11 protein-coding genes and 1 pseudogene are annotated in these 13,543 nt (G+C 59.5%); 6 read left to right on the forward strand and 6 right to left on the reverse strand.

Annotated features, from left to right (window positions below; translation table 11 throughout):
- Positions 1-325 precede the first annotated feature (325 nt).
- A complete protein-coding gene (locus tag EO087_RS16895) occupies positions 326-451 on the reverse strand; it encodes a hypothetical protein (RefSeq protein WP_255417057.1) in 126 nt (41 codons plus the stop codon).
- Positions 452-697: 246 nt separating this feature from the next.
- Here EO087_RS16895 and EO087_RS07050 point away from each other — a divergent pair, with 246 nt between their 5' ends.
- From EO087_RS07050 to EO087_RS07070, 5 genes and pseudogenes are all read left to right on the forward strand, one after another.
- The gene (locus tag EO087_RS07050; RefSeq protein WP_128898234.1) at positions 698-1,006 is read left to right on the forward strand and encodes a hypothetical protein; all 309 of its coding nucleotides are present in this window, start codon (positions 698-700) and stop codon (positions 1,004-1,006) included.
- A gap of 58 nt (positions 1,007-1,064) precedes the next feature.
- Positions 1,065-1,445, forward strand: a pseudogene (locus tag EO087_RS07055) (transposase); the annotation flags it as partial.
- 275 nt (positions 1,446-1,720) lie between these two features.
- Positions 1,721-3,289 carry an IS21 family transposase gene (gene istA / locus EO087_RS07060; RefSeq protein WP_128897722.1) on the forward strand — a complete coding sequence of 523 codons (1,569 nt, stop codon included), beginning with the start codon at positions 1,721-1,723 and terminating at the stop codon, positions 3,287-3,289.
- 13 nt (positions 3,290-3,302) lie between these two features.
- Entirely contained in the window at positions 3,303-4,061 is a 759-nt protein-coding gene (gene istB, locus EO087_RS07065; RefSeq protein ID WP_128897459.1) for an IS21-like element helper ATPase IstB, read from the forward strand.
- A 134-nt stretch (positions 4,062-4,195) separates the two neighbouring features.
- Positions 4,196-4,642, forward strand: a complete 447-nt coding sequence (locus tag EO087_RS07070) for a transposase (protein ID WP_240669156.1) — start codon at positions 4,196-4,198, stop codon at positions 4,640-4,642.
- Positions 4,643-4,852: 210 nt separating this feature from the next.
- On the opposite strand, the gene EO087_RS07075 is transcribed toward EO087_RS07070, so the two are convergent.
- The 5 genes from EO087_RS07075 to EO087_RS07095 form a co-directional block, all read right to left on the reverse strand.
- Positions 4,853-6,466 (reverse strand): FAD-dependent oxidoreductase, encoded by a 1,614-nt coding sequence (locus EO087_RS07075; protein ID WP_128898249.1) that lies wholly within the window; start codon positions 6,464-6,466, stop codon positions 4,853-4,855.
- A gap of 42 nt (positions 6,467-6,508) precedes the next feature.
- Positions 6,509-7,726, reverse strand: coding sequence for a mandelate racemase/muconate lactonizing enzyme family protein (locus tag EO087_RS07080; protein WP_128898250.1), 1,218 nt, complete (start codon positions 7,724-7,726; stop codon positions 6,509-6,511).
- Positions 7,723-9,012, reverse strand: coding sequence for an MFS transporter (locus EO087_RS07085; RefSeq protein WP_128898251.1), 1,290 nt, complete (start codon positions 9,010-9,012; stop codon positions 7,723-7,725). Before EO087_RS07085 ends, EO087_RS07080 begins: the two co-directional genes overlap by 4 nt.
- Positions 9,013-9,016: 4 nt before the next feature.
- The gene (gene aldA, locus EO087_RS07090; RefSeq protein ID WP_128898252.1) at positions 9,017-10,441 is read right to left on the reverse strand and encodes an aldehyde dehydrogenase; all 1,425 of its coding nucleotides are present in this window, start codon (positions 10,439-10,441) and stop codon (positions 9,017-9,019) included.
- An 87-nt stretch (positions 10,442-10,528) separates the two neighbouring features.
- Positions 10,529-11,674 carry a hypothetical protein gene (locus tag EO087_RS07095; RefSeq protein WP_128898253.1) on the reverse strand — a complete coding sequence of 382 codons (1,146 nt, stop codon included), beginning with the start codon at positions 11,672-11,674 and terminating at the stop codon, positions 10,529-10,531.
- Between the two features lie 604 nt (positions 11,675-12,278).
- Here EO087_RS07095 and EO087_RS07100 point away from each other — a divergent pair.
- On the forward strand, positions 12,279-13,535 hold the full coding sequence (locus EO087_RS07100; protein ID WP_128898254.1) for an efflux RND transporter periplasmic adaptor subunit: 1,257 nt from the start codon (positions 12,279-12,281) through the stop codon (positions 13,533-13,535).
- Positions 13,536-13,543 lie beyond the last annotated feature (8 nt).

The raw sequence follows: 13,543 nt of genomic DNA on the forward strand, positions 1-13,543 counted from the left end.
GTAAGCTGTTTCCGTAATTAGTGCTGGCGAAATAGTTGATAGGCGCGTGATCCGCACGCGCATTTAGCGCCACACCTAACAGGCATGGCAGCAAACAAACCATCGCATAACGGCTCACTATCGACCAAAGCGTTGGTCGCCTTGTCGTTTTACTAAAAACGGTGGATCTACATCTTACAAAGAGTATGCCAACCTAGATCGAGCACGTACTCAATACGACATACAAAATCGAAACTAGCCGAGGTTAGTTTGCGCAATGTACGATCAATCGGGAACCCATAGTTCGAATTTGCGGTGTGCGTGGTATCCATGATCAACCTCCCTGTCAGTTCGTGCCGTTGTTGTTGTCGATTGTCTGCACTAGGCGATTGAGCGCGTTGTCGCCCCATGCGATATCCCTACTTACGAGTTGTGGCACGCCAGCCGCAAGCTTGGCGCGGCCCGTACACATAGCACGATTGAGCCCCTTTGCGGAAGCGTTACAGCCTCTAGAGCCTGCCGCCAGCCATTCCGGGGAGAGGAGTGGGGAGAGGAGTAATGATGTGAGACGCATCCATGATGGCAATCATCCATGAAAATTTCCTTTTCGTTCCTACTGCGTTCGTTCCTGCCGCGTAAGCGCTAACTCAGCGGCGTTATAAAACCATCCCCCTTCCACCACCACACTGTCCCCACGTTCAGCCCAGTGGAGATAGTTATGATCAAGCGGGAAAAAACGGAAGCGGCCCTTCAGCGCGAGGCGTTGTGGCGAGATCGACTGGAACGCTACGCGGCAAGCGGAAAGAAAGCATCTGATTTCTGCCGAGCCGAAGGCATACCGGTGTGGAGCTTCTACTCATGGCGTCAACGCCTTGCGCGTCACGCCGAGCCTCGCGTTGAGAAAGAAGCGCCCGTTGCGCCCTTCCTCGATTGGGGTGCACTCACTTCACCGGCGCCATCCATGAACGGCTTGGAGATTCGCCTCGATCTGGGTGCCGGTCTGGTGTCGACGATCGCGAGGCGCTGATGTTTTTCCCCGAAGGTCAGATCCGGATCTTTCTGTATGGCGAGCCGGTCGATAAGGCGCGCGCGGCGACAACGCCGATTCGAAACTGTTTTTCGACGAGACAAAAGTCCCGGTCGAAACCATCCACGTACCCAACCCAGACATGGAAGGCTTGTCGCCCGACGAATACGAGGTGATCGGCGAGAAGATCAGTCATCGCCTGGCGATGCGTCCGTCACGTAGTGCCGCGCTACGTGCGCACGCTGAGCGCCGCGATACCCAAGCCCTGTCGTGCCCACCGGCACCCACAGGCGTCCTGGAAGGCAGTCGCGCCGATGTGAGTTTCATCGCCGGCACGCGGGGGAACAAATGCCGTTACCACGTGCCGCTGCATCGGCAATGGCAGCATTTGAAGGACACTGGCATCGACGTCAGCCGTGGCTGGCTGACCCAACTCTCCAGACACTGCTGGACATGATCCGCCGACTGTATGCGGTAGAAAAGACCATCCGCGACGAGGGCTTGATCGGTGAGGCTGCGTATTTCGGCCCATCGTGACCGCCCATTTCGGTAAGGCGTGACCGGTCATTTCGGTAAGCCGTGACCGCCCGTTTCGGTTGATCGTGACCGATTTTCGACGGTCACCGAAATCAGCGGTCACGGCTTACCGAAACGCGCCCCTCGTTGTGCATAACTTCAACGCAACGGCATCCTCCACGGCTTTTTGGAGTGGCGATGCCGACCCCGCGAGTAGCTATGCGCAAGATCAAAGAATGTCTTCGACTGAAGCTGGAGTGCGACCTCTCGCACGAACGCATCGCCTTGGCCTTGGGTCTGTCCAAGGGCGTGGTCAGCAAGTACGTGAAACGTGCCACGGCCGCCGGACTGGACTGGCCCGGCCTGTCCGCCATGGACGACAACGCGATTGCCGCCCAGCTGTGTATGTCACCACCCGCCGTGCGTGGCGAGCGGGCACCCATCGATCTGCCATGGGTGCATCGGGAGTTGCGCCGCAAAGGCGTCACGCGACAATTGTTGTGGCAGGAATACTGCGACGCGAACGCTGGCCGTCTCACGTACCAATACACCCAGTTTTGCCAGCACCTCCACGACTACACGGCCTCGCTGCGCCGTTCGATGCGTCAGTTGCACGTTGCCGGTGAAAAGCTGTTTATCGACTACGCCGGCCCCACCCTTGGCGTCGTCAACCCCGACACCGGCGAGCTGCAGCGAGCGCACATCTTCGTGGCCGTGCTGGGTGCGTCCAGTTTCACCTATGCCTGCGCCACACCGGGCGAAACGCAGATCGACTGGCTGCGCGGCTTGACGCAGACGTTGGCATTTTTTGGTGGCGTGCCGGCGCTGGTGGTACCTGACAATCCGCGCGCGCTGATCACCCAGCCGGATCGCTACGAGCCCGTGCTCAACCGTGCTACGCAGGTGTGTGCAGAGCATTACGGCATGGCGATCCTGCCGGCCCGCCCACGACGCCCGCAGGACAAGGCCAAGGTCGAGGTCGGCGTGCAGGTGGTCGAGCGCTGGATCCTCGCGCGCTTGCGCCATCCGTGCTTTTTTACCTTCAGCGCTCTCAATCACGCCATCGCCGACCTGCTGACGGACTTGAATGCACGGCCGTTCAAGAAGCTCGACGGCTCGCGCCGTTCGTGGTTCGAGACGATCGACCGTCCCGCCCTGATGCCCTTGCCGGCGCAACCCTATGAGCCGGCGCGCTTCAAGCCGTGCAAGGTCAACATCGATTACCACATCGAGGTCGATGGCCATTACTACAGCGTGCCGCATAGCCTGGTACGCAAGACCGTCGAGGCGCGCATCACCGACACCACCGTCGAGATCCTGCATGCCGGCCAGCGCATCGCCAGCCACGTCCGCTCCCCGGCGCGCGGACGCCACACCACCGTCGCCGACCACATGCCGGCCGCACATCGTGCGCATCGGGAATGGTCACCCGGTCGCTTCCTGCACTGGGCCGACACGATCGGCGCGGCAACCCGTCAGTTGGTCGAGCACCTGCTGACCGAGCGCCCGCATCCGGAGATGGGCTATCGCAGTTGCCTGGGGCTGCTGGCGCTCGCGCGCCAGTACGGCGACGACCGCCTGGAAGCGGCCTGCGCACGCGCGTGGGCGATCGGTTCGCGCACGCGCAAATCCGTGCAATCGATCCTGCACAACAAGCTCGATCAACACCCCTTGCCCAGCGCCATCGCCCAAACCGACTGGGTCACACCCGACCACGTCAACCTGCGTGGCCCCACCTATTACCGCGATCCACCCACCACTCACTGAAAAGGAGACCACCTTGTTGATCCATCCCACCCTTGAACACTTGCGTGCCCTCAAGCTCGACGGCATGGCACAGGCGCTGGAAGAACAGCGCCTGTTGCCGGCCTGTCACGATCTGCCGTTCGAAGATCGGCTCGGCATGCTGGTCGATCGCGAACGCCATTGGCGTGACGGTCGACGGCAGGAACGATTACTTCGTGTGGCCAAGCTCAAACACGCCCAGGCCTGCCTGGAAGATGTGCAGTACAGCGCCGACCGCGGTATCGACAAACGCCTGATCGCCACCTTGTCCGGCGGCGACTGGATCCGGCAGGGGCAAAGTGTGTTGCTGACCGGTCCGACCGGGGTTGGTAAAACGTGGCTGGCGTGTGCGCTTGGACAACATGCCTGCCGCCAAGGCTTCCCGGTGCTGTATCAGCGTGTGCCACGCCTCGCCGAGATGCTACGCATCGCCCACGCCGACGGCAGCTTCGGTCGCGTGCTTGCTCAGTTGGCGCGCATCGACGTGCTAATCCTTGACGATTGGGGCATGACACCGCTCGATCAGGCGGCGCGCCATGATCTGCTGGAGGTCATCGACGATCGCGGCAACGGCAAATCGACCCTCATCACCAGCCAGCTACCGATCGAACACTGGCACGCCTGGCTCAACGATCCCACCCTCGCCGATGCCATCCTCGACCGTCTCGTACACCGCTCTCATCGCATCGTGTTGAAGGGCGAATCGATGCGCCGAAAGTCCTCCGCCAAGCCAGCCGCCGATACCTCATCGTGACCGGTCCAGTTACACTCGAGTGCACCGCACAATGACTGGCGCTGACCGGTCACGATCAACCGAAATACGCGGTCACGATCGCCGAAATCCGCAGTGAGGCCAAGCGTCAACGACGCCAAGCCGACGCGGCGCCAGTGATGCGCCGGCTCTTCGAGTGGGTGGATGAAAACATCCAGGCACAAGCCTTTTTGCCCAGCAACCCGTTTCTCAAGGCACTTGGCTACATCCAGGAGCGCAAGGATGGTTTGATGGTGTATCTGGATGATCCGGATGTACCCATCGATACCAACCATGTGGAACGGGTGATTCGTGCCATTCCCATGGGAAGAAAAAACGGGACCTTCTGTTGGACTGAGCTGGGCGCCCAGCAGATCGCCATCGTGCAAAGCTTGCTGGCGACCTGTCGCTTGCACGACGTTAATCCCTACGACTACCTGGTCGATGTCTTGCAGCGCGTGGGCGAGCATCCGCAGGCGCGCGTCCATGAACTGACTCCACGCGTGTGGAAGACGCTGTTTGCCGATAAGCCGATGCGCTCTGATCTACATCATGCACATGGGGGCATCAAGGACGCCGGGTAGCGAGCGCTTACGCTGCCGCGTATTAATCCAGATTGACACGGTCGTTGTAAGTATTTGCGATGGGAAATCAGGGCCACCCACTATTCAACAACAGACACAAAGCGGAGCGGACAAACCTGCATCGACGACTTCCACATGCCAAGTACGTTTATACCTGTCGTTGTATACCTGTCGTTCCCCACAATCCGAACTTTCCTCAACCTCATCCCCTTAGGCTTTTTCCTGAAGAATCAGCGCAGCGCCCTTTTCCGCCACCATCATGGTGGCGGCGTTGATGTTGCCCGAGGTGACGTTGGGGAAAATCGAAGCATCGACGATGCGCAAGCCGCGCAAGCCATGCACCTTCAGGTGCTTGTCCACCACCGAGGTGGCCGGATGGCTGCCCATCGCCGCCGAGCCGCACAGGTGGTAGATCGAACCACAATTCTCGCGGAAATAACTGAGCATGGCCTGGTCGTCCTGCACTTTCGGCCCTGGCAGCATTTCTTCGACGGTGATGTTGCCCAGCGCCTTGGTCGACATGATACGGCGGATCAGACGGCTACCTTGGATTGCCTCCACGATGTCTTTGTCGGTGCTCAAGTAGTTCGGATCGATCACCGGCGCGTCTTCCGCACGGTTGGATGCGATGCGCACGGTGCCGCGACTGGTCGGACGGCACGGATTGAAGCACAGCAGAAAACCCGGATACGGCTCCGGCTTGATGGTGGCCTTGTTGCTCTTGGGAATCTGGTAGGAGAGCGGATTGAAGTACAACTGCAGGTTAGGATGCACCTGCACGCTGTCGCCGCGGAAGAATCCACCCGACTGATTCACGCTCATCGCCAGCGGCCCGCTGCGGGTCAGGTAGTACTGCAAGCCGACCTTCATCTGGCTGAACTTTGAACGCAACTCGTCGTTGAGGGTGGGGACGTTGGCCCGGTAGTAGTAGCTAACGCAGAGATGATCCTGCAGATGCGCACCTACCGACGGCAGATGATGGATGACCGGGATGTCGTACTGGTCGAGCAGCAGCTTGTCGCCAACACCCGACAATTGCAGGATCTGCGGCGTGCCGACCGCACCGGCGGCGAGCACCACTTCGCGCTTGGCATGGAAATCCTGTTGCCGGCCGTTCTGCTTCACGCGCACGCCCATCGCACGCGTTTCGGTATCGAACAACACACGCTCGACCAGAGCGTCCGTTTCGACCTGCACATTTTTGCGCTTCATCGCCGGATGCAAACAGGCCACGGCGCTGGAGCTGCGTTGACCGTTACGCGTACTGAGATCGTAGATGCCAGCACCTTCGAACTGCGCCCCGTTGAAATCCTGGCTGCGCGGATAACCTAGCTCTTCGCAGGCGGCGAGAAAGGTGTCGCAGATCGGATGCGTCTCGCCACGCATCGAGCTGATATGGATTGGCCCGTGGCCGCCGTGGTATTCGCTATCGCCTTCCGAATGCGTTTCCAGTTGACGGAAATACGGCAGCACATCGCACCATGCCCAACCGTCATTGCCATCCGCCGCCCAATCGTCGAAGTCATGCGCCTGGCCGCGCACATAGATCATGGCGTTGATGGCGCCGGAACCACCCAGTACCTTGCCACGCGGCGCATACAGCTTACGCCCGCCAAGATGCGGCTGCGGCTCGGAGTAATACATGTAGTTGTATTGCGGGTTGTAGTACAGCTTCACGAAGCCGCCCGGCATCTTGATCCAGGGCGAGTTGTCCTTGCCGCCGGCTTCCAGCACGAGCACTGAATACGTGCCCGACTTACTGAGGCGATCGGCCAGAATGCAGCCAGCGGAGCCGGCACCAACGATGATGTAGTCGAATGTCATGGATAAAAAACCGGTAAGGATTAGCGGAGTGCCGCGAAAAATTCAGCCGCGAGCGGGCGAGTGGTCTTTCACGTCAACGGGACACTCAGCCATCTGCAGGTGCAGGCGCCCGCCCGTGTACGGCGAGTGCTTGCGCACCACATCCATGTTCAGCTCGACACCCAGGCCCGGTTCTTTCGATGGGATGATGTAACCGTCTTCCCATTGCAGCGGCTTCTTGAGCACTTCGGCGTGGAAACCATCCCAGGTGCCGATGCTTTCCTGGATCAGGAAGTTCGGCGTGCAGGTCGCCAACTGGGAGCTTGCCGCGGCACCGACGGGGCCGTTGTAAAGGTGCGGTGCAATCTGGGCGTAATAAGCCTCGGCCATGCTGGCAATCTTCTTGGCTTCCAGCAGACCGCCGCAGCGTCCGACATTCATTTGCAGGATCGACGCGCCGCCAGCCTGCAGCAACTTGAAGAATTCGTATTTGGTGGTGAGGCGCTCGCCGGTGGCGATCGGAATCGACGTCTTGGCCGCGACCTGCGCCATCGCTTCTTCCTGGCCGGGTGGCACCGGTTCTTCGAACCACAATGGATCGTATTTCTCCAGGCGCCTGGCCAAGCGAATCGCCGAGGACGGCACCATCTGCCCATGCGTACCGAACAGCAGATCGGCGCGATCGCCTACTGCATCGCGAATTTTGCGGCAGAAGGTTTCGCAGCGCTCAAGTACCGCCAGCGAAATCTGGTGCCCGGAATAAGCCGTGTATGGACCGGCCGGGTCGAACTTCACCGCAGTGAAGCCTTGCTCTACCGCACGCACGGCGTACTCGGCAGCCAGATCGGGATCGCTGTAGTCGTACTCGCCCCTGCTGTTGACCGGATACAGATACGTGTAGGAGCGCAGGCGCTCATGCACCTTACCGCCCAGCAATTCGTAAACAGGCTTGCCGGCAGCTTTGCCGATGATGTCCCAGCATGCCATTTCCAGGCCACTGACCACACCCATCATGGTGATATCCGGACGCTGGGTGAAACCGCTTGAATACGCCTGACGGAAGAAACGTTCCACATGATGCGGATCGTGATCGAGCAGGTAGCGCTGAAACACATCGTCGATGATCGGCTGCATCGCTTTCGGATGGAAGGTGGCGGCGTAGATTTCACCCACACCCTCGATGCCATCATCGGTTTTCAGTTTCACGAATAGCCAGTACATGCCGCCGATGTGCGGTGGCGGTACGGCGACGACGTAGGTCTCCAGAGCGACAATTTTCATGCGGCCTTCCTCTTAGCAATGCGCTTGTTGAGGGCGAGTGCGGCGATCACGCCCATGACACCCACCGTGGCGATATAGGAGTAATAAATCTGGTAGCCGAACAGACCCGGATAGGTCTGGATGATCCAGCCATTGATGAGCGGTATGAAGGCATCAGGCAGGTAGCCCAGCACCGAGATGATGCCGATTGCCAAGCCTTCCACACGCGCAGGGATAGGGCAGACATCAAGAATGGCCCAATAAAGGCCGCGGATCGCATACGTCACAGTGCCGATGAAAATCACCAGTCCGGCCAACACGCCGCCCGCGGCGAACTTTGGCAGCAGCACCAGGCAGAACATGCCCAGGGCCGCCAGGCACATGGCGATGGTGAGCACACGTAGATTGGAGAAGCGATCACCCAGCCAGCCGCCACCGATACCGCCAACCGGACGCGTCCACAGCTTGACGGTGGTGATCAGTGCAGCCGTCGCCATGCCCAAGCCGACACCACCCGCCCCGAGGTAGTTGGAAAAACTGTAAGTGGACCAGAAAAAATGATAGCCACAGAACACGATGGCAGCGACCAGCCACAGTTCGCGAATGCCTGCGAGCAGTTTCAGATCGGCCCATAGATTGGTTTTGCGATGTGGTTCGATATCCGATCTGTCGTCCCGTCGCGGATCACGGATCAGCGCAAACACCACCCCCAGCGTGAGGCACACATACGCATACACGTGGATCACTGCCTTGAACGCTTCCGGATCGCTGGCATTCTGATCGTTCTTCAGATGCATGAAGATAAGCAGCGCAACCGTGGCCAACGGCGCCTCGATCAATCCGCGCCCACCATCGAGCAGACCGAAGAAGCGCCCTTGATCCTGTTTCCTGGCAATGGTCTTGACGCGCTTGATCAATGGCGCCCAGAAGGTCAGCCCCGTGGTGACGCCAAAACCGCCGAAGATCAGCAACAGCACATGAAACGGCGGCAATGTCGCATAACACATCGCCAGGACACCCGTGCCGAGCAACGAGAAGCTGATCAAGTACCGGGGCGAGATGCGATCAGCCAGCCATCCGCTGGGCAGGTAGCACACCAGGAAGGACGCGCCTAGGATCGAATAGAGATAGCCGAGCTGCACCTGGTTGAGCGCAAGAGCACCCATCATCGGGTCCTGATAGACCTGGCGCAGATAGGCCACCGCGTAGATGGAACCGGCAGCAACAACCAGAAGCAGGAGCTGGCCGTAGCGATAGAGTGTGTCACTGCGCGACCAGGTGGACACGGCTTCCGCGTTCGTGCTCATAGGCTTAGTACCTCATGACCACGAGACGTGTCTGGGTGAACTCCAGCATGCCGTGCTTGCCGTCGTCACCGCCCAGGCCGGAACGCTTCCAGCCTGCATGGAAGCCTTGATAAGGATCGGCCGGTGTGCGATTGACGTAGAGCTCGCCCGCTTCGATGCGATTGGCAACCTTGAGCGCCGTGCGATATTGCTCGGTATAGAGCACGGAAGACAGGCCGAACTGGTGATCATTGGCCATCCGCAGCGCTTCGTCCAGCGTGCCATAGCAAAGCACCGGCAGCACTGGCCCGAAGATTTCTTCTTGCACGATCTCCATGTCCTGCCGGCAATGACTCAGTAAGGTGGCCGGATAGAAGAAGCCACGGCCTTCGGGTATGGCACCACCCGCTTCGAGTACGGCACCTTCAGCCGCGGCGCGCATCACCTTGGCATGAATGTCCCGGCGCGCGCCCTCGCTGATCAGCGGCCCCATGCGGGAAGGATCTTCGGAGCGATCGCCGATGCGAATGGCGGCGAACTTCTCGCGCAACAAGTTCAGAAAGCGGTCATGCACCCTGGCGTGCACGTAGACGCGTTCGATGGCGGTACACAACTGACCGCAGTTCGTGGTCTTGGACGCCACAATCGCGCTGGCCGCTTGTTCCAGATCCGCATCCGGCTCGATGATCGCCGGAGTCTTGCCGCCAAGTTCCAGCGATGGCTTGGCGATATTCACCTTGCAATATTCCAGTACCGAACGACCGACGCCAACGCTGCCGGTAAGCGTGATCATGCCGACCGGAGGCTGGGTGCAGAGTAGGCTGGCATGCTCGTGTCGCATCGCCAGGATGTTCACGACACCGGCGGGGAATCCCGCCTGTTCAACCGCACGGGCAATTTCAAAGGCGCATAGCGGCGTGTTGTTGCTGGGCCTGACCACCACGGTATTGCCGGTAATCAAGGCCGGCGCCACCTTGCGCAGCAAGGTATAAACCGGATAGTTGAAAGGAATCAGGCAGGCTACGACGCCAATCGGCTCACGCTGCAACAGGATAGTTTCATCGGCGCTGTCGCTCGGAATCACTTCGCCCTCGATGCGGCGAGCCCATTCGGCGTGATAGCGCGTAATTTCTGCGGCATAGATGGCTTCGTTGCTGGCGTCAGTCAAGCTTTTGCCGGATTCGCTGGCCAATGCGGCACCGATCCGTGCCGCATTGGCCACGAGCACATCCGCCAGTTTGCGCAGGTATTGCGCGCGTTCGATGGCCGGCCGGCGCGCCCAATCGCGCTGCGCCCGTGCTGCAACGGCAACGGCAACTTGCACCTGTGCCGGGCTAGCTGCGTCGATCTCGGCGATGTGTTCACCAGTCGCAGGGTTATGCACGGCAATCGGCGGCTCGCCACCCGCATCGACGAATACGCCATCCATAAAGTTCCGCTCGTTGTGCATAAGTACTCCCACCCACACTTGAATGATGATTTGTCCGCGGTATCGTGGAATGCCGCTCCGTGCACGACGCGCAAGTGACCGTGCCAACTAAAAATAGTAGCCAACATTCATATAGATCTGACCTTTCCAACTATCGGTGCCTCTGGCCGCGGCACTCTGCGTATAGCTGCTCCCGCCAAGATAGGGATCGTTGCGGCCATTCAGCCATTCCACCGCAATCCACAGTTTTTTCAGGGAAAACGACGTACCCAAAATGAAACGCTGGGAATTTCGGAATGCGCTATAAGACTTGTCGTAGAGACCGTAATTCGCATACACCTTCATGCCAGACATCCATCCGCCTACATAAGTACCAGGGAGCGCGTAGCTGAGGTCGCCCGTGTAAAAGTTGCCGCGGCTGGCCACGTTGAAGGTTCCGTCATAACCACCGAAGCTCACGGAATGGTTGTCACTCGGATTTTGCGGCAGCATCTGCTGGCGCGCGTATTGAAGCTTCACGCCCCAAGGTCCATGGATGCCGGCGTAATGCAGCGCGTAGGCAACGCGCCGCCCGTTGCGATGAGTATCGCGGTTGTGCAAGGTGGAATTCATCATGGAAATACCCGCCTCGCCGTTCCAGCCACCAAGCTCGAACGTTCGCGCCGCACGCGCAATCGCCAGGCCGCGCTCGTCGTTCTGGCTGCCACCGGCTACCCCGGAATCTGCTGGAGTCACCACGATCGAATACGTGGTGCCGTTGCTGGTGCCCCGCCCCGGCCAGGCCGTCCATGCGTAATAGCCGAACTGGAGATTCCAGTCATCGACATCCTGGATGTATTTGGCGCCCAGTTCCCAGGTATCTTCCAGGCCAAGGATATTGCCTAGCGTTCCATAGAACGTGCTGCTGTAGTAAGGCTGCAGACCGAAGGGCACCTGGTTCAGGCCAATCTGCCATTGCCTCTTCGGATCAAAGCGATAGCCGATCCAGGCATATTCCGCGAACTGGATGTCACCGAAGCGGCGAACGTATTGATAAGGGTATTCCTTACCGTAGAAGCGGTAGCGGGCTGCGCCGATCCAGCTATCGGAATCATACGTGGCGCGGAGCATCACCGTATCGAGGCTGACGTTATGGATGCCACGACTCGTGTCATTGTCGATACGCATGCGCACCGCGCCGCCCAGGTCAAGGTTGTCGCTTACCTTGACCGCCAGAGCTTCCGCGCAGAAACCGGACAGGAGGAGGAAAAGCAAACTGGCGACAGGTGTCGGTAATCGTCGATGAGCCACGGTATGCGCATCCCTCGCGTGTATCTGTCAGCAGAAAAACGACGTCGCCGGACGAACCCCAAACGCAGTCCGTCAGGCAATGGGCCGAAGCCATCCTCATCGGAAACAGGCAAAAACGACAAAAAGCAGCCTTTTCCAGGCTAAAAACATGACGGCCTCGTTAAGAACAAGAATTCCGTTCACGCACGGACTGCGCTATGGGAACATATCGCGCAGACACCTCATCTCTTCTCCCTGGCAAGCGTAGGATTACAACGGTCCTGTGACATTGTTGGCCAAAACACAGGAGACATGGCCGTTGTGGCTGCACCCTGTCCGCAACCTCACGCGGGATAGTTTCTGTGCTGACTTCGTCGGAATTTGCATGATCAAAGGTGTACTTGTGGGTTTTGCTTCCGCATGGCTTATGCGATCCGCGACGCCTTCGTCAAGTCACTCGCAACGTGCCAAAAGTCATACAAAGCAGCCACGCCTCAGCATGTATTTCAATAGGCTTGTCCACAATGTCTAGGGCAACGCTACTTATTCAGCGTTGCCCTAGACTCAAAAGTGATAACTGGAGATGGTTATGAGTGCCGACACCCTGCGAGCCGCCGGACACTTCCGCAAGAGCCGCGGCACGTTGGTCGCCGTTGTGATCATCATGGCGATCATCCTGCTCATGCTGTTCCATCTCATCTTTGGCGGCAAGCCCGCCCGCACCGGCAATCCTCCACAAGTGGTCAGCGCCGCAACCGCCACGCTTGGCGACATGCCGGTGATCCTGAACGAGCTGGGCACCGTCACGCCCATTTCCACGGTGACCGTGCTGCCCCAGCTCAGCGGCTACCTGACCGACATCGGCTACCAGGAAGGTCAGGACGTGAAGAAAGGCCAGTTCCTGGCCCAGATCGATCCGCGCCAATACGAAATCAACAAGCTGCAGGCCGAAGCGCAACTGGCCAAGGATCAGGCAAGCCTCGACCAGGCCCGCGCCGATCTGGCGCGCTACCAGCAATTGCATCAGCAGAAATCGATCGCCGAGCAGACCTACATCGACCAGACCTTCACCGTGGCGCAGGACGAAGCCGCCGTGAAGGCCGACAAGGCCACGATCGCGCAAGACGAACTCAACCTCACCTATTGCCATATCACGGCACCCGTGGATGGTCGCGTGGGCCTGCGCCTGGTCGATCCTGGCAACTACGTCACCGCATCCAGCTCGCCAGGCATCGTGGTGATCACCCGCATGAAGCCGACCACCGTGCAATTCACCGTGCCACAGAATTCGCTGAGCCAGGTGCTGCAACGCTTCAATGCCGGCAACAAGCTGCCCGTAACGGTCTACAACAGCGACGACACCAAGCAGCTTGCTTCCGGCACGCTGTATGCAATCGGCAACCAGATGGCCACCAGCACGGGCACGGTCACGCTACGCGCCACCTTCGCCAATGATGACGAATTGTTGTACCCGAATGAGTTCGTCAATGCGCGATTGCTGGTGGACACGATGAAGCAGGCCGTGCTGGTGCCCACGCCCGCCGTACAGAGCGGCGCACCGGGCGACTATGTCTATCTGGTCAACGCCGATGACACAGTGTCGGTGCACAAGGTGACGCAGGGCCCGAGCGATGGCAAGAACACCGTGATCCTGTCGGGCCTCTCGGCCGGCCAGACGGTGGTGACCGATGGCATGGACCGCCTGAACGACGGCGCCAAGATCAAGATCGCCCAGGCCAAGCCGGAGTCAGGCACTGCACCCGCTTCTGCATCATCCTCGGCAAATACCCCGCATCACGGCGACAAGCGGAAGCACGACTCCGATTCCGCCTCATCCAACTCGTAATCGGCGGA

Source organism: Dyella sp. M7H15-1 (assembly GCF_004114615.1).
In the GTDB taxonomy this organism is placed as follows: Bacteria; Pseudomonadota; Gammaproteobacteria; order Xanthomonadales; family Rhodanobacteraceae; genus Dyella_B.